General features: G+C 67.9%; 15 protein-coding genes. 11 read left to right on the top strand and 4 right to left on the bottom strand.

Translation table 11 applies throughout. The features are described from left to right. The first annotated feature begins 97 nt into the window (after positions 1-97). The 3 genes from RMCN_RS18955 to RMCN_RS18945 are packed head-to-tail and all read left to right on the top strand — an operon-like array spanning position 98 to position 3,578. Positions 98-1,780, top strand: coding sequence for a tetratricopeptide repeat protein (locus tag RMCN_RS18955; RefSeq protein WP_067392476.1), 1,683 nt, complete (start codon positions 98-100; stop codon positions 1,778-1,780). Between the two features lie 17 nt (positions 1,781-1,797). Beyond that, entirely contained in the window at positions 1,798-2,277 is a 480-nt protein-coding gene (locus tag RMCN_RS18950; protein WP_067392400.1) for a nucleoside deaminase, read from the top strand. Continuing rightward, positions 2,274-3,578 (top strand): alpha-amylase family protein, encoded by a 1,305-nt coding sequence (locus tag RMCN_RS18945; RefSeq protein WP_067392397.1) that lies wholly within the window; start codon positions 2,274-2,276, stop codon positions 3,576-3,578. The genes RMCN_RS18950 and RMCN_RS18945 overlap by 4 nt, the downstream gene beginning before the upstream one ends. Here the strand turns inward: RMCN_RS18945 and RMCN_RS18940 are convergent. Beyond that, positions 3,562-4,023, bottom strand: a complete 462-nt coding sequence (locus tag RMCN_RS18940) for a DUF1810 domain-containing protein (protein ID WP_064413142.1) — start codon at positions 4,021-4,023, stop codon at positions 3,562-3,564. The genes RMCN_RS18945 and RMCN_RS18940 overlap by 17 nt on opposite strands. A 76-nt stretch (positions 4,024-4,099) precedes the next feature. Between RMCN_RS18940 and RMCN_RS18935 the strand changes: the two genes are divergently transcribed. From RMCN_RS18935 to RMCN_RS18900, 8 genes are all read left to right on the top strand, one after another. Continuing rightward, positions 4,100-5,365, top strand: a complete 1,266-nt coding sequence (locus RMCN_RS18935) for an alpha-hydroxy acid oxidase (RefSeq protein ID WP_067392472.1) — start codon at positions 4,100-4,102, stop codon at positions 5,363-5,365. A 183-nt stretch (positions 5,366-5,548) separates the two neighbouring features. Continuing rightward, positions 5,549-6,553 (top strand): esterase family protein, encoded by a 1,005-nt coding sequence (locus RMCN_RS18930; RefSeq protein ID WP_064413141.1) that lies wholly within the window; start codon positions 5,549-5,551, stop codon positions 6,551-6,553. Positions 6,554-6,714: 161 nt separating this feature from the next. Then, on the top strand, positions 6,715-9,039 hold the full coding sequence (lon, locus tag RMCN_RS18925; protein ID WP_067392394.1) for an endopeptidase La: 2,325 nt from the start codon (positions 6,715-6,717) through the stop codon (positions 9,037-9,039). 67 nt (positions 9,040-9,106) lie between these two features. After that, positions 9,107-9,478, top strand: coding sequence for a TfoX/Sxy family protein (locus RMCN_RS18920; RefSeq protein ID WP_064413250.1), 372 nt, complete (start codon positions 9,107-9,109; stop codon positions 9,476-9,478). Next, positions 9,459-10,106, top strand: coding sequence for an HhH-GDP family DNA glycosylase (locus RMCN_RS18915; RefSeq protein ID WP_067392391.1), 648 nt, complete (start codon positions 9,459-9,461; stop codon positions 10,104-10,106). The genes RMCN_RS18920 and RMCN_RS18915 overlap by 20 nt, the downstream gene beginning before the upstream one ends. A 4-nt stretch (positions 10,107-10,110) precedes the next feature. After that, entirely contained in the window at positions 10,111-10,839 is a 729-nt protein-coding gene (locus RMCN_RS18910; RefSeq protein ID WP_067392386.1) for a DUF72 domain-containing protein, read from the top strand. A 73-nt stretch (positions 10,840-10,912) separates the two neighbouring features. After that, complete coding sequence (locus RMCN_RS18905) at positions 10,913-11,479, top strand: hypothetical protein (RefSeq protein ID WP_234787713.1); 567 nt, start codon at positions 10,913-10,915, stop codon at positions 11,477-11,479. An 18-nt stretch (positions 11,480-11,497) separates the two neighbouring features. Beyond that, positions 11,498-12,295: an SDR family NAD(P)-dependent oxidoreductase gene (locus tag RMCN_RS18900; protein ID WP_067392377.1), complete on the top strand. Its 798-nt coding sequence runs from the start codon at positions 11,498-11,500 to the stop codon at positions 12,293-12,295. A gap of 46 nt (positions 12,296-12,341) precedes the next feature. Here RMCN_RS18900 and RMCN_RS18895 read toward each other — a convergent pair whose 3' ends face one another. From RMCN_RS18895 to RMCN_RS18885, 3 genes are read right to left on the bottom strand one after another with little or no spacing between them, the layout of a single operon-like run. Then, positions 12,342-13,811 carry an acetyl-CoA acetyltransferase gene (locus RMCN_RS18895; protein ID WP_067392374.1) on the bottom strand — a complete coding sequence of 490 codons (1,470 nt, stop codon included), beginning with the start codon at positions 13,809-13,811 and terminating at the stop codon, positions 12,342-12,344. Beyond that, a complete protein-coding gene (locus tag RMCN_RS18890; protein ID WP_067392371.1) occupies positions 13,811-16,114 on the bottom strand; it encodes a CaiB/BaiF CoA-transferase family protein in 2,304 nt (767 codons plus the stop codon). Before RMCN_RS18890 ends, RMCN_RS18895 begins: the two co-directional genes overlap by 1 nt. Then, complete coding sequence (locus tag RMCN_RS18885) at positions 16,111-16,986, bottom strand: TIGR03619 family F420-dependent LLM class oxidoreductase (protein ID WP_064413133.1); 876 nt, start codon at positions 16,984-16,986, stop codon at positions 16,111-16,113. Before RMCN_RS18885 ends, RMCN_RS18890 begins: the two co-directional genes overlap by 4 nt. Between the last annotated feature and the right edge of the window lie 80 nt (positions 16,987-17,066).

Genomic DNA, 17,066 nt, shown 5'->3' with positions numbered 1-17,066 from the left:
CGAGACCGTACCAGGGTGTGCGCTGAGACCCCGCGAGGCCGCGGCGATGTCTGCGCAGCCCTCGCGGCCGCAGCATGGGTGAATTATGGTCCCGTTCATGAGCATCTCGCTCGGCGACGAGACCTATTACGACCTCGGGTCGTATCACCGGCCGATTGACACCCCGTCGCCGCAGGCGCAGGTGTGGTTCGACCGCGGGATGGTGTGGTGTTACGCGTTCAACCACGAGGAGGCCATCCGCTGCTTCGAGCGGGCCCTGGAACTGGATCCGGGGTTGGGGATCGCGCGCTGGGGCATCGCGTACGCGATCGGGCCGAACTACAACAAGGGCTGGGACGCCTTCGATCCCGTCGATGCGGCCGCATCGCTGGCACGCGCCAGGATGGAGTTGCATCTGGCGGCCGACCATCGCGCCTCACCGGTCGAGCGTGGCCTGATCGCAGCGCTGCAGACCCGCTTTCCCACTGATGACCCGGACGACACCGAGGCGCTCGAAGCCGGGGGCGCCCACTATGCCGACACGATGACGGCGCTGGCGCAGGCCCATCCCGACGACGTCGATGTGCAGGCCCTTGCCGCCGATGCGCTGGTGAACGTGACGGCATGGGCGTTGTGGGACACCAGAACCGGTGAACCCGCACCGGGCTCGCGTGTGGTGGCGGCCAAACGGATCCTCGACGACGCGCTGGCCACCGCGGCGGGCCGCACCCATCCCGGCATCCTGCACCTCTACGTGCACACCATGGAGATGTCGGCGGCCCCGCAGGATGCGCTGCCCGCCGCAGATCTGCTGCGCGATCTGGTGCCCGACGCCGGCCATCTGCAGCACATGCCGAGCCACATCGACGTGCTCTGCGGCAACTACCGCGACTCGGTCGTGGCCAATCAGGCGGCCATACAGGTGGATCGCCGGTTCGTCGAACAGCAGGGGCCGCTGAACTTCTACTCCTTGTACCGCGCTCACAACCTGCACTTCGTGGTGTATTCAGCGATGTTCGAAGGCAATTCACGCGCCGCGTTCGCCGCCGCCGATGAGCTGGCCGCCCAGCTGAGCCCCGAACTGCTGGCCATCGAGTCCCCACCGATGGCCGACTGGCTGGAGGCGTTCGTGCCGCTGCGCACCCATGTGATGGTGAGGTTCGGTCGCTGGGACGACCTGATAGCCCAACCCCTGCCCGATGATCGGCAGTTGTACTGCAGCACTGTGGCCACGATCCATTACGGGCGCGGCGTCGCGCACGCCGCCATGGGCAACCTCGAACAAGCCCGCGCCGAGCGCGAGGCGTTCACCGAAGCCTACGGCCGCATACCCGAGAGCCGATACCTGTTCAACAACACCGTGATCGACATCCTGGCGATCGCCCGCGAGATGCTCGACGGTGAGATCGCTTACCGAGCAGAAGATTACGACACCGCTTTTGTGCATCTGCGCCGAGCGATCGAGCTCGACGACGCGCTGCCCTACGACGAACCCTGGGGCTGGATGCAGCCGACCCGCCACGCCTACGGTGCCCTGCTGCTCGAACAGGGTCGCGTCGAGGAGGCCGCGGCGGTCTATGCCGCCGACCTCGGACTCGATCCGACGCTGCCCCGGCCGTGCCAGCATCCCAACAACGTGTGGAGCCTGCACGGCTATCACGAATGCCTGCAGCGCCTGGGTCGCGACGCCGAGGCGTCGATCATCGGTCAACAGCTCGCCCTGGCTGTGGCGCGCGCCGACGTCCCGGTCCGCGCCTCCTGTGCCTGCCGGCTGGACGTTCCCCCGGACTGCTGCCACTGATCCGTAGACTCCGACATGTGGCCATCAGCGATGACGATCTCGCCCGCCTGGGCCGCTGCGTAGAGCTGGCGCGAGAAGCGCTCGATGACGGTGACGAGCCGTTTGGCTCCCTTCTCGTCGACGACGCAGGCCGCACGCTGTTCGAGGACCGCAACCGCGTCAAGGACGGGGACCACACGCGCCATCCGGAGTTCGCGATCGCCCGATGGGCGGCCGCCAACCTCACCCCCGAAGCGCGGGCCGCCGCGACCGTGTACACCTCCGGTGAGCACTGCCCGATGTGTTCGGCCGCCCACGGCTGGGTGGGGCTCGGCCGAATCGTGTACGCGGCGTCGTCCGAGCAATTGACCCGATGGCTCACCGAATGGGGTGCGCCGCCCCCGCCGGTGGTGTCGCTGCCGATCACCGCGATCGCCCCGGACGTCGAGTTGGACGGGCCCGCCGAGCAGTTCAGAGAGGCGATGAAGACCCTCTACGAAGCGAAGTTCCGGCCGTGACGGACTCCTCGCACACCGCGGCCGTCTGTGAACCGGGCTGGGTCGAGCACGTCATCTGGTGGCACGTCTACCCACTGGGTTTCGTCGGCGCGCATCCCGCCGACCCGTCCCCCGGCCCGGACGAGCACAGGCTGCTGCGCATCGTCGACTGGCTCGACCACGCGATCGAACTCGGGGCGTCAGGACTCGCGCTGGGGCCGATCTTCTCCTCACGCACCCACGGCTACGACACCACCGACCACCTCCGCATCGACCCGAGACTCGGGGACGACGACGACTTCGACACGCTGATCGGCGAGGCGCGCCGGCGCGGGCTCCGGATTCTGCTCGACGGCGTCTTCAACCACGTCGGAACCGATTTCGCCCGCACCGAATGGCTCCGCACTCGAGGCGAGCGCGTCGACGTATTCGAGGGACACGACGACCTTGTGGCGTTGGACCATGACAACCCGGCGGTGGCCGACTACGTCGTCGACGTGATGACGCACTGGTTGCGGCGCGGCGCCGACGGCTGGCGCCTCGACGCCGCCTACGCGGTCGCCGACCGGTTCTGGGCCCGGGTCCTCCCGCGCGTTCGCGAGCAGTTTCCCGATGCGTACTTCCTTGCCGAGATCATCCACGGCGATTACGCGCAACGAGTGCGATCGTCGGGCTTCGACTCGGTGACCCAGTACGAACTGTGGAAGGCGACCTGGAGCGCGCTCAACGACGGCAACTTCCACGAGCTGGATTGGGCGCTGCTGCGGCACAACGAATTTCTGGACACCTTCGTGCCCACGACCTTCCTCGGCAACCACGATGTCACCAGAATCGCCAGCCGACTCGACGACATCCGCCACCTCGAGCATGCCTTGGTGTTGCAGATGACGACCGGTGGTACGCCCAGCGTCTACGCCGGGGACGAGTTCGCCTTTCGGGGTATCAAAGAGGAACGCCTCGGCGGCGACGACGCGGTGCGGCCCGCGTTCGCGACTCCCCCGCTCGACGTCGACGAACACGGCGCCGATGTGTTCCGGTTGCACAAGTTCCTGATCGGGTTGCGCCGACGCCACGCGTGGCTGCACACGGCACGCACGTCGCCGCTGCTGCTGACCAACCGCCAGTACGTCTATCACAGCCGTGCCGGATCCGAGTCGCTGATCGTCGCGCTCAACATCGATGAGGGCCCGCTCGCGATCTCGTTGCCCCGCCTGGGTTTCGATCGGGGTGAAGTCCTGGCCGGCTCGGGCGCGCCGCCGTCCGAGGTCGTCAGCACCTACGAGGTCGGGCCCCACGGCTGGCTGATCATGGCTCCCCGCTGAGCAGTTCAACCGTCAGCGGATCCGGTTCGCCTCCGTAGTACTTCGTCAGTACACGGCCGAAGAGCGCCTCGTCATCGGGGTCGTCGGCGGCGCGGCTGAACAACGTCATCGACGAGCGCACCTTGAGGTTGTCCGGCCACCCGAACAAGTCGTCGGCCGACGGCTGTTCACTACGGGCGACCAGATCCGCACACTCCCGCAGGCGCGCTCCCAGCACGTCGTGGGCCAGGTACGCCCGGGCTTCGGCGAGGGAGCCGATCCCGTACCGCTGCGCAGTCGGGCTCCTCCCCAGCCCACGCAGCTGGGGGAACACAAACCAGATCCAGTGGCTGCGTTTACGGCCGGCGCGTAGTTCGTCGAGCACCGCGCCGTACACGCGTTCCTGGGCGTCGACGAAGCGCTGCAGGTCGAAGGGGTCGCCGGATGCCGATCTGTCTTTAGCCATGTCATCGGCCAGTCTGACAAGCTAACCTGTGCGATTCAATGACGACTATCAGCGGCAGTCCGACAGGGACGCAAACGTGACACGCCGCCGCATCCCGCGTCCGCGGGAGCTGGCGCCGCTGCTGCAGTTCAAGAAGCCGCAGCTGAACGCGACGCAGCGCAGGCTGGCGGCGGCGCTGACGATCGAGGACCTGCGCCGAATCGCCAAGCGACGGACCCCGAAGGCGGCATTCGACTACACCGACGGTGCCGCCGAGGAGGAACTGTCGCTGGCTCGTGCGCGACAAGCGTTCCGCGACATCGAGTTTCATCCCACGATCTTGCGCGACGTTTCGAGTGTCGATACCAGCGCAACGGTGCTCGGTGGGCCTGTCGCGCAACCGTTCGGCATCGCGCCGACCGGCTTCACCCGACTGATGCACACCGAGGGCGAGATCGCGGGTGCCCGCACCGCCGCGCGAGCCGGCATCCCGTTCGCGCTCTCGACGCTGGGCACCGCCTCGATCGAAGACGTCAAGGCGGCTAACCCGGACGGCCGCAACTGGTTTCAGCTGTACATGTGGAAGGACCGAGACCGCTCGATGGCGCTCGTCGAACGGGCCGCCGCCGCGGGTTACGACACGCTGCTCGCCACCGTCGACGTGCCGGTCGCAGGGGCCCGCCACCGCGACACCCGCAACGGCATGTCGATCCCGCCGACGCTGACGCTGCGCACGGTGCTCGATGCCGTTCCCCGTCCGCGGTGGTGGTTCGACCTGCTCACCACCGAACCGCTGTCGTTCGCCTCGCTGGACCGCTGGCCGGGCACCGTGGCCGAGTATCTCGACACCATGTTCGACCCCACGGTGAACTTCGACGATCTGGTGTGGATCAAGGAGCAGTGGCCGAACAAGTTGGTGGTCAAGGGAATTCAGACACTCGATGATGCCAGGGCCGTGGCCGGACTCGGGGTCGACGGCATTGTGCTGTCCAATCACGGTGGCCGCCAACTGGATCGCGCGCCGGTACCGTTCCATCTGCTGCCGAGTGTCGCCGCCGAACTGGGCGATACCACCGAGATTTTGCTGGACACCGGGGTGATGTCCGGCGCGGACGTCGTCGCGGCGGTCGCGCTGGGCGCCCGCTTCGTACTGGTGGGCCGCGCCTACCTCTACGGGCTGATGGCCGGCGGCGAAGCGGGTGTCGACCGGGCCGTCGAGATCCTTTCGCAGCAGGTCAGACGGACAATGCAGCTACTGGGAGTGACGTCGCTGAGCGAGCTCGGCCCGCGACACGTCACACAGTTGCACCGGCTACGGCCTAGCGTTGCGCGCTCGGCGCGGATACCTCCTGAGTCACTCTGATCACACAGGTCACAGTCGGTTTCCGGGGTTCGTGAGTCCTCGCTGAGTCGCAATCGTTAGCCAACCGCGATGTGGCAACCGCATGTCGGGGCGACAGTCCCGGTGCGAGTACGTGTTTCATTACCCACGCACAGCAAACGGCAATTGCTTGTGGAAGCGATGAAAGGTGGGTTGGTTGCCGTTATGAAGATTTTCCAGAGGTACCGGGGTACCGGTACAAAGCTGTTTCGCCGAATGGCGGTGGTGGCGTTCGCCGTGGCGGCGCTGCCCGGACTGATCGGCATCGCCGGCGGTTCGGCCACCGCCGGGGCCTTCTCGCGGCCCGGGTTGCCCGTCGAGTATCTGGACGTGTTCTCCCCCGCGATGAACCGCAACATCAGGGTCCAGTTCCAGGGCGGTGGACCGCATGCGGTGTATCTGCTCGACGGTCTGCGCGCCCAGGACGATTTCAACGGCTGGGACATCAACACCCCCGCCTTCGAGTGGTACTACCAGTCCGGGCTTTCGGTCGTCATGCCGGTCGGCGGGCAGTCCAGCTTCTACACCGACTGGTACCAGCCGTCGCGGGGTAACGGCCAGGACTACACCTACAAGTGGGAGACGTTCCTGACCCAGGAGCTCCCGGCGTGGCTGGAAGCCAACAGGGGCGTGTCGCAGAACGGCAACGCCGTGGTGGGTATTTCGATGGCCGGCAGCACCGCGCTGACGTACGCGATCTACCACCCGCAGAAGTTCATCTACGCCGCCTCGCTGTCGGGCTTCCTGAATCCGTCCGAGGGCTGGTGGCCGATGCTGATCGGTCTGGCGATGCAAGACGCCGGCGGGTTCAACGCCGAGAGCATGTGGGGTCCGTCGTCGGATCCGGCGTGGAAGCGCAACGACCCGATGGTCAACATCAACCAGTTGGTGGCCAACAACACCCGCATCTGGATCTACTGCGGCACGGGTACGCCGTCGGATCTCGATGGCGGCACGGCCGGCCAGAACCTGATGGCGGCCCAGTTCCTCGAAGGGTTCACGTTGCGGACCAACGTCACCTTCAAGGACAACTACGTCGCCGCGGGTGGCACCAACGGTGTGTTCAACTTCCCGCCACAGGGGACCCACAGCTGGGGCTACTGGGGTCAGCAGCTGGAGATGATGAAGCCTGACATCCAGCGGGTGCTGGGTGCACAGGCCAGTGCCTGACCGCAGCGCATAGATCCACCCACAACAGGAAGCCTGCCGTTTACCCCGAACGGCAGGCTTCCTGCCGTGCGGGGTAGCTACGAACCCCGCGCGCGACGCGGCAGGGAACAAAACAGTCCATCTAAAGGTTGAGCGCAACAGACTCAAACTTTGGAGGATTGATGGCTCAAACCAAGACAGTTCCGGTCTTGTTCTCGAGCGAGTCGATCGTGCTGCCCGGCATGGTCGTGCCGATCGAACTCGACGATGCCGCGCGCGCCGCGGTCGACGCCGCCCGCGCCAGCGAGTCCGGAGAACTGTTGATCGCACCCCGTCTCGAGGATCGCTATCCCTCGCACGGGGTGCTGGCCTCGATCGTGCAGATCGGACGCATGGTCGGCGGACCCGCCGCGGTGGTGCGGGGCGAGAGCCGTGCGCACATCGGCGCCGGCGCCACCGGACCCGGCGCGGCGCTGTGGGTCGAGGTGACCGAGGTCGAGGAGACCCAGCCCACAGAGGAGACATACCAGCTCGCGGCCGAGTACAAGAAGCTGCTGCTGGCGATGCTGCAGCGGCGCGAGGCCTGGCAGATCATCGATTTCGTCAACCAGCTCTCCGATCCGTCGGCGCTGGCCGACACCGCGGGCTATGCGTCGTACCTGACCCAGGTCCAGAAGCGGCAGCTGCTCGAGACGCCGGACGTGGCCGAGCGGTTGCGTGCGCTGATCGAGTGGACGGGAGCTCAGCTGGCCGAGGTCGAGGTCACCGAGAAGATCGCCGAAGACGTGCGCGAGGGCATGGAGAAGACCCAGAAGGAATTCCTGCTGCGCCAGCAGCTCAACGCCATCCGCAAGGAATTGGGAGATGACGACGGCACGGGGTCTTCTGATGATTATCGGGCCCGCGTCGAGGCCGCGGACCTTCCCGAGAAGGTGCGCGAGGCCGCGCTGCGCGAGGTCGGCAAGCTCGAACGGGCGAGCGACCAGAGCCCCGAGAGCGGTTGGATCCGCACCTGGCTGGACACCGTGCTGGACCTGCCGTGGAACGTCCACACCGAGGACTCGACCGATCTGAACGCGGCGCGCGAGATCCTGGACGCCGACCACCACGGTCTCGAGGACGTCAAGGACCGCATAGTCGAGTATTTGGCCGTGCGGGCACGCCGTGCCCAGCGCGGACTGCAGGTCGTCGGCGGTCGCGGTTCGGGTGCGGTGATGGTGTTGGCCGGTCCGCCCGGCGTCGGCAAGACGTCGCTGGGTGAGAGCGTCGCTCGGGCGTTGGGCCGCAAGTTCGTTCGCGTGGCCCTCGGCGGCGTGCGTGACGAGGCCGAGATCCGAGGCCACCGGCGCACCTACGTCGGCGCGCTGCCCGGCCGCATCGTGCGTGCCGTCGGTGAGGCGGGTTCGATGAACCCCGTCGTGCTGCTCGACGAGATCGACAAGGTCGGCTCCGACTTCCGGGGGGACCCCGCGGCGGCGCTGCTGGAGGTCTTGGACCCCGCGCAGAACCACACGTTCCGCGACCACTACCTGGATCTCGATCTGGACCTGTCGGACGTGGTGTTCCTGGCGACGGCCAACGTCATCGAGAACATTCCCTCGGCCCTGCTGGACCGCATGGAACTGGTGCAGATCGACGGTTACACCGAGGACGACAAGGTCGCCATCGCGCGCGACTTCCTGCTGCCCCGGCAGCGCGAGCGGGCGGCGCTGACCGAGGACGAGGTGGTCGTGACCGAGGCGGCGCTGCGCAAGATCGCCGCCGACTACACCCGCGAGCCGGGGGTGCGGCAGTTCGAGCGGCTGCTGGCCAAGGCGCTGCGTAAGGTCACCACGAAGCTGGCTTCCGACGACATCACCAGCCTCACCGTCGACGAGCCGGATCTCGTTGAGTACCTGGGTCGTCCGCGCTTCCTGCCGGAATCGGCGGAGCGCACGGCGGTGCCGGGCGTGGCCACCGGGTTGGCGGTCACCGGCCTCGGCGGCGATGTGCTCTACATCGAGGCCGGGGCGACCGACGGTGAGCCCGGGCTGCAACTGACCGGCCAGCTGGGCGAGGTCATGAAGGAGTCGGCGCAGATCGCGCTGTCCTACGTGCGCTCGCACGCCGCGCAGTTGGGCGTCGACCCCAAGACGCTGGACCGCCGGATCCACGTGCACGTGCCCGCGGGCGCCGTGCCCAAGGACGGTCCGTCGGCGGGCGTGACGATGGTGACTGCGCTGGTGTCGATGGCCACCGGCCGGCAGGTTCGTGCCGACGTCGGGATGACCGGCGAGGTCACGTTGAACGGTCGGGTGCTGCCCATCGGCGGCGTCAAGCAGAAGCTGCTGGCGGCCCAACGAGCCGGACTGTCAACCGTTTTCATCCCGCAGCGCAACGAGCCCGACCTGGATGACGTCCCGGCCGACGTGCTCGACGCGCTGGAGGTCAAGCCGATGACCGATGTCGCCGACATCGTCGAGCAGGCTCTGCAGCCCGCAGAGGTGGCGGCCACCGCCGCCGCCTGACCCCGAGATTGCGCTCAGGGTCGTGGTCTGGCAACGGATCACGACCCTGAGCGCTACCGTCGAAGACGTGGCCTACGACGAGGACCTCGCGCACCGCATCCGCGAATTGCTCGGCACCGAACCCGGTGTCGACGAGAGGCAGATGTTCGGCGGGCTGGCCTTTCTGGTCGACGGCCATATGGCGGTGGCCGTCAGCGGGACCGGCGGTCTGATGGTCCGGGTGCCGCGCGACGAGTACCCGACGTTACTGTCGCGCCGGTTCGTCGAGCCGATGACGATGGCAGACCGTGAGATGCGCGGGTGGGTGCTCATCGGCGCCGACGGTGTGAGGACCACGCGGCAACTGCGGCCGTGGGTCGACCGCGGTGTCGATTTCGCCAGGAGTTTGCCCCCCAAAGAGCGCGGGTACGCCAGCCGACGTGGACGCCGCAGCACGTAAGAAGCGGGTCAAACGCCTCCTCGAGGAGGCGGGCACGACCTACGCCGAAGACGCCGGTATCCGGTTGGCGGACAAGCCCATGCCGCTCTTTCAGTTGCTGACCCTGTGCATGCTGTCGAGCAAACCGATCGACGCCTCCATCGCGGTCGACGCCGCGCGGGAGTTGTTCCGCGCGGGCCTGCGCACCCCCAAGGCCGTCCTCGAGGCCGAGCGCGCCGACATGATTCGCGCGTTCGGCCGTGCCCACTATGTCCGCTACGACGAGAGCTCGGCGACCAGGCTGACCGATATCGCCGAGACCGTCGACGACGAATATGGCGGGGACCTCCGCAATCTCGACGGGGCAACAGATCACGACGCGACCGCACTGACGCGTTCTCTCAAGGGGTTCAAGGGAATCGGCGACACCGGCGCCGACATCTTCCTGCGCGAGGTGCAGGACACCTGGACATGGGTTCGCCCGTATTTCGACGCGCGGGCCGTCAGCGCCGCGCGCGAGCTCGGATTGCCAAGCGACAGTGATGAGCTCGCCGCGTTGGCGCCGCGCAAGTGTGCAAAGCTCGCCGCCGCCTTGGTCAAGGTGTCGCTCGACGACGACCTGCGCGACGCCGTCATGGCGCGGGGATGACGCGATGGTGATCCGGGTCGGCACATCCGGGTGGTCGTATGACCATTGGAAGGACGTGCTGTATCCGGCGGGATTGCCGAGCGCCAAACGGCTCGCCCGCTACGTCGAGGAGTTCGACACCGTCGAGCTGAACGCCAGCTTCTACCGCTGGCCCAAGGACGGTGCGTTCGCGGGCTGGCGGGAGCGGCTGCCCGACGGGTTCACGATGTCGGTCAAGGCCCAGCGCGGACTGACGCACTACCGCCGGCTGCGGGAACCGGAGCCGTGGATCGAGCGCTTCGACCGATGCTGGATGCTGCTCGGCGACCGCAGCGAAGCGTTGCTCGTGCAACTGCACCCGGAGTTGGAGCGCGACGACGCCCGCCTGGAGCACTTCCTGAAGCTCATGCCCGATCGGATTCCGGTGGCAATGGAGTTGCGGCATCCGTCGTGGGACGACCCGGCCGTCTACGCGCTGCTGGAGCGGCACGGCGCCGCTTACGTGGTGATGAGCGGTGCGGGCTTGCGCTGCGTTCCGCGAGCGACCAGCGAGCTGGTCTACATCCGGATGCACGGACCCGACCAGGATTCGATGTACGCGGGCTCCTACCCCGACGACGCATTGCGGCGCTGGGCCGATCGGATCCTGGCGTGGGAGGCCGAAGGCAGGCGGATCCTCGTTTACTTCAACAACGACCTGGGCGGGCACGCGGTGTGGAACGCGCAAACGCTGAAGGCGATGCTGGCCGGCTGAATCCGCCACCCCGCTGCGCGGACGAAAACCGGTTCCGGCACGCTTAGGACCCGAGATGCGTGTCCTTTGTCTGATGTCGGCCGTCGCGATCCTGGTCGCGGGCTGCTCGGCCGAGCGGATCGTCACCACCGACGAACCGTTCGTGGCGTCGCCGACCTCGACAACCTCCGAACCGCCTCCTCCACCGCCGAACAAGCACCTGGTGGACGCATTCGACTACGTCGCTCATCCGGCCGGGTCGGCCGTGTACTACTTCACCACCCCCAGCGGACGCTGGGCGTGTGCCGTCGTGCCGCGTGAGGTGGCCGGCTGCCAATCGGCCACCTCACCGCAGTCCTCCATGAACATCACCGGTGAACCGGACACAGTGGACAACGACGACGGTGAGCAGGCCGCGCCGAACGCGATCGTCATCGAGCGCAACGGTGAACCCCGCTTCGTCGCATTGGAACAGCCGCAGTTCGTCCTCGACGACGCGAAGGTGCTGGAGTTCAACCGGATTCTGGCTGTCGCGGGGTTCCGCTGCAATGTGCAGGAGGCCGGTGTCTCGTGCATGAGCGAGGCGACCGGCAACGGATTCACCTTCGCCCCCGACGGCTTTGCGCCGCGATACACCGAGGTGCCGGCCAACGCACCGTAGCCAGAAAGGCAGGCCCGCATGAGGATCGAGGCCGGAAAGGTCGCCGTCGTCACCGGCGGAACCAGCGGAATCGGGTTCGCGCTCGCCGCGCATCTGGCGCGTCGCGGCGTCGACGTGGTGATCGCCGACATCCGCGAGAACGCGATACCCCCAGCGATCGAGGCGCTGTCCTCGCACCCCGGGACGGTGACCGGCCTGCGCGTCGACGTGCGTGACGCGGCCGAGGTCGACGCGCTGGCGGCACACACCCTGGACCGATTCGGACGCGTCGACCTGGTGTGCAACAACGCCGGAGTGGTGTGCGAGCAGACGCCGACGTGGGAGCAGAGCATCGAGACGTGGCGGTGGTTGATCGACGTCAAGCTGATGGGTGTCGTGCACGGGGTGAAGGCCTTCACTCCCCTGTTCATCGCGCAACGCTGCGGGCACTTCCTCAACACCGCGTCCGCCGGCGGGCTCATTCCGCTACCCCACCTCGCGCCGTACAACGCGACCATGCACGCCGTCGTCGGGCTCACAGAGACGCTCGACATCGAACTGCGTTCCGTATCAACCGATCTGGGTGCCACTGTGCTGTGCCCGGGCATGGTCGACACGCCCCTTGGGCCCAACTCGGCGAGCCTGACCCCGCCGGGAGCGGTCAGCATTCCCAACGACCGCGACGACGACGCGATGCGCGGTGCGATCAGCCCCGCCGTGGTGGCCGACGCCGCGATCGCCGCCGTGGAGGCAGGAAGGGTACATGCCGTGGTCGGACCGGGCGCCGCGCCGGCCGCCCGTCAGCGTGTCGAGGCGCTGCTGGCAGAACTCGACTGACTACAGTAATGCGGCCGTACCGTCTACAGTATTGCGGCCGTACCGCCTACAGTATTGCGGCCGTACCGTTCGAGTTGACCTGGACCTTGGCGCCCGCGATGTCCTCCTCGACCGTCGCCGCCGCCGCGGCCGCATCGGGGATGACCGCCAGGACCCGGGAGTCGTCAGGCGTGCGGACCGCCAGGAACGCCTTCTCCGGCGAGCCCTCGCGGTCGAACGGCGTCGTCCACGTCTCCACGGTGCCCACCCCGGCCCAGTCGACCAGCGCCGTCCGGGTCGGTTCCCTATCGACTTCGGATTGCACGTCTTCCCAACGGAACTCGCGTGGCGGCGGCTCGGCGCCGTAGATCCCGAAGCTGTGCTTGGTGAGGTAGCCGCCGTTGGCGGTGATCAGCCCGAGCGTTCCGGGGGCGGCGACGAGCCGCTCGGCCATGGTCGCGATCGAGTGGGTCACGTAGTTGTTCCACGGCCCGCCCGCGAAGGTGAGCCCGCCGGTCACCGTCAGCGGTCTGGCAGGGTCCCCGATCGGGAGGCCAAGTTCGTTGGCAGCCACCTGAACCGCCGAAGGGAAGCACGAGTAGACGTCGATGAGTTCAACATCGTCGACGCCGATCCCGGCCAGCTCCAGCGCCCGCCGCCCACCGATCCGGATCGCGGGAGACGTGTAGAACTCCGCGCGCTCGCCGATCGCGTACGTGTCATGCGAGTCGGTGCCCGAGTACGGGAACACCCAGCGGTCCCTGGGAATCTGCAGATGCGTGGCCTTCTCGGCCGAGGTGAGGACCAGCACCGCGGCCTGGTCGACCATGTTGTTGGAGTTCATCAACTTCGGGTAGGGCCAGCTGATCATCCGGTTGCTCGGACCGGCCTGCCAGATCTCCTCGGCCGGCAACGCGTCCCGGACCCACGCGTGCGGGTTGCTCGCCGCGACCGTGCTGAATTGCGCCCACAGTTCACCGATCCGGCGCCGGTGCTCGTCGTCGGACCGGCCCGCGGCGATCCGCACGGCTTGTTCGAACATCGGGTAGACGAAGGCGGGCCGGTCCAGGTTGATCTTGATTTCGGCGGGACCGGCCATGGGAACGCCTTCGTCGGCGCCCTGGGCCATCGGGACGGACTCGTCCTGGCGCGGCCAGTCCGGCTTGATTCCCTTGGCGCGCAGCCGACTCCGGGTGCGCCAGGTCTCACCGCCTGCGATCAGCACCACCTCGGCCCGACCGTTCTGGATGTCTCGGCACGCCTCGTTGACCAGCGACTGCGGCGTGTTGCCGCCGACCCCGGTATAGCGGGTCGCAGCGTTGCCGGCGTGGAGGCGTTGTGCGAGAAGCAATCCCGGATCGCGAAACCGCCACGAAAGAAGGTTGACCACACGAACCGAGTCCGCGGCCTCCAGGACCCTGGGATCGGCAGCTTCGCGTGCTGCGGCGACCATCAGGTCGATCGGCGACACGTCGGGGTTGTCGTCGCGCTGGTTGACTTGTCCGTAGCCAACCAACACCGGAGTCCTGGGTTCCATCACGGCCTTTCTCGGTATGCGAAGAGCGTGCCCTCGGCGATGAGCCGATCGGTCTCCTCGGCGGAGATGTCGAGGATCTGCCGGCAGATCCGACGGGTCTGCTGCCCCGGCATCGGCGCGGGCCTCAGCCGGGCGGGCGGAATACTCGTGTACGGCGCCGGCCCCGTTTCGGTGAGCATGGGCGCATCGAAAAGTGGATGCACCATGTCGGAGTACAGCTTTCGGTAACGCACCTGCGGGTCGTCGGGCACATCGACGGCACGGTTCATCGGTGCGGCGGCGATTCCCGCATCTTGGAGCGTGCGCGCCACCGTGGTCTTGTCGCGGGTGCGGGTCCATTCGGCGGTGTCGCCGCCGGTGATCGATTCCAGCGCGGCGTGGTCGGCCTCGGAGCGCAGCGAGATCACACACCACTCGTCGTCGCCGGCGCACGGATACACATGGTGTGCGGCGGTGTCGTCGGCGACAGGCAGGCCTGCCGCCCGCGCGGATTCGGCGACATAACGGGTCGCCAGTTGGCTGATTGCGGCCTCGGCCTGCGAGACGTGGACGTGTGCGGGCTCTCCGGATCGGTCGCGCCGGATCAGCGCAGCCAGTGCGGCGATCGCGGTGAGCCGCGCCGACACGTGGTCCGGGAAGATCGTCGTCGCATCGTAGAAGCCGCCGTCGGCAGACGCCCACAGCGAGGTGACCCCGGTGGTTGCGCGCACCAGCGGCCCGTACCCCATGCGGCCGCTCCACGGACCGGTTGCGCCGAAGGCGCTGCTCTCGGCGAGAACGATGCGCGGATTCAGTTCCCGCAGACGGTCGTAGGAGAACCCCAGCGACGCAAGCGTTCCCGGCTTGAAGTTGGCGAACACCGCGTCGGCGCCCGTGACCAGCCGGGAGAACAGGCCGGCGCCCGCGGCGGTCCGCAGGTCGATTCCCAGGCTCTCCTCGTTGCGGTGGGTCAGCGCCCAGGATCTGCTCATCACCTGACCGGGCGGCGCCTGGCGCAACCCGTCGGGGTATGCGGCACTCTCGATCTTGATCACCTCGGCGCCGAGGTCGGCGAACAACCTGCCGAGCTCGCCCCCGGCGACGATGACGCCGAGGTCGAGGATGCGCATCCCGTCGAAGGGACGCTGCGATGCGGCGGTGTCCGGCGATGAGACCACCGATGACGGTGTGGCCCAGACAGGTTCGTCGGCGCCGGAATCTGGGGCCAACCGCCTCAGGCCGCGATGGTGCCCGTCGACGACGAACGGCCCCACCGGCGTGACGACATCCGCTCCCGGAGCGAACTCGGCGGTGGTCAGCGCACCGACAGCACCGAAGTGCTCGGAGGCCAACGTCTCGGTGGGGGTGAGCACGGCGGCGATGGGCACCCCCCGCGCTTGTCCCTCGGCGACCAGGGCCTCCATGGTCTGAGTCGCGACGAAATCGCCGATCAGCGTGTTGAGTTCGTCAGATGCCGCGTACCGCGCGGCGATCGTATCGAACTCGGGGTCGGCGAACCGCTCGGGTTCCCCGAGCCAGGCGCGCATGCCCCGCCACTGACGCGGAGACAGCAGGCAGATCCGCACGTGGCCGTCCTTGCAGGCGAAGATCGGATAGATGTTCTGGTTACGGGGCCTGCCGCGCCAGATTTCGGTGGTCTTCTTGACGCCGACAGCCGCCTGACCCTCCGATCCGAACGGCGGATCCAGCGACTGAAGTACCGCCTCGAACCGGGAGAAGTCGATGTACTCGCCTGTGCCGGTGCGCAACCGGCGGTAGTAGGCGGCCAGCGCCGCCCATGCCGCCTGTGCCGCAGCGGTTCCTGATGCCAGCCCGGCTGGCGGCAGTACCGGGGCGCCCGCGGTCGGCCCGGTACGAGACAGCGCGGTCGACAACGCGTACAGCACGGGATCGGTGGCTTGCCAGCAGGCATACGGCCCGTCGGCGCCGAAGTCCGTGACCGACAGCACCACGAGGTGGCTGAACTGTTGCGCCAGCGCAGCACACGATGTTCCGAATTCGACTGTCCCGCCGGATCTTCCGCTGTCGATGACGATATCGGCGGTGCTCGCCAGGTCCAACAGCGTCCGACGGCAGTCGGGGTCGGCCGGGTCGAGAACCGCGCACCGCTTGTTCGCGTTGTTCAACCGGAACGGGATACTCGCTCGAGCCACAGTCGGCAACGCCTGCCGGGCGGACCGCCCGCCGGGGGGCTCGATCTTGAGCACATCGGCCCCGAGGTCGGCGTACAGCCGGCCCACGGTGTCGGATTCGGCGCCGCCGAGGTCGAGCACCCGCACGGAGGCCAGCAGTGGTTCGGTCATGCCGCGAGGAGGCCCTCGACCCACCGCAGGTGGTCGTCGGCGTCGGTGGCCACATACATCAGGTCGACGAAGACATCGGGATAACCGGCGTCGGCCAGCGTCCGCACCGCCTCGGCGACCGCGTCGATCGGTGTGCCCCCGGCGACGTTGATCCGTACGTAGGTGTGGATGGCCGACGGATCCCGGCCGGCCTCGCGGGCGGCGTCGTCGATGGTGCGGCGCTGCATCGCCAGGAACTCGGGGCTGACCCCGCCTGGCACCAGCACCGCCGGGAGCCACCCGTCGCCGCGCCTCCCGATGCGCCGCAGGCTCGCTCCAGTGAACCCGCCCAGATAAATCGGCGGGCGCGGTTGCTGGACCGGCTTGAGGTCCACCCACGACAGCGGGATCGACCACCGCTTGCCGTCGTGTTCCACCGGATTCGTCGTCCACAGCTGCTCGAGGGCGTCGAGCACCTCGTCCAGTTGGGCTCCGCGGGCGCGAAACGGGGCACCGGCGGCCGAGAACTCCTCCGGCGACCACCCGATGCCGAAACCCGGAACGAGCCTGCCCCCGCTGACCACATCGATGGCGGTCAGTTGCCGGCCCAGCTGCGCCGGCGGATACCACGGTGCGACGAACACGCTGCTGCCCAACCGGACGCGTGACGTCGCGGCGGCCACCACCGCCAGCGCGATGAACGGATCCAGTGCCGCGCGGAACTGCTCGGGAATGGTGTCTTGACCCGCGTATCCGATGCTGGGGTGCACCGCCGTCAGCAGCCGGTCTCCCACCCACAGACTGTCCGCGCCCAGGTTTTCGGCGGTGGCGGCGTAGCGCGCGAGGTCCGCCCGGGCGGACGGCCCGAACTGCGGCACGGCGAATCCCAACACGCCAGACAGGCTAATGGGTAGCTTCACGCGCACCGGGTACAGGAGTGGCACCCCTTCGCCCGTATCGACGATGATGAGCC

Origin of the sequence: Mycolicibacterium novocastrense, assembly GCF_001570485.1 — a bacterium.
GTDB lineage: Bacteria > Actinomycetota > Actinomycetes > Mycobacteriales > Mycobacteriaceae > Mycobacterium > Mycobacterium novocastrense.
Note: the sequence above shows the minus strand (reverse complement) of the source record. Positions and strands in the feature narration are given on the sequence as shown.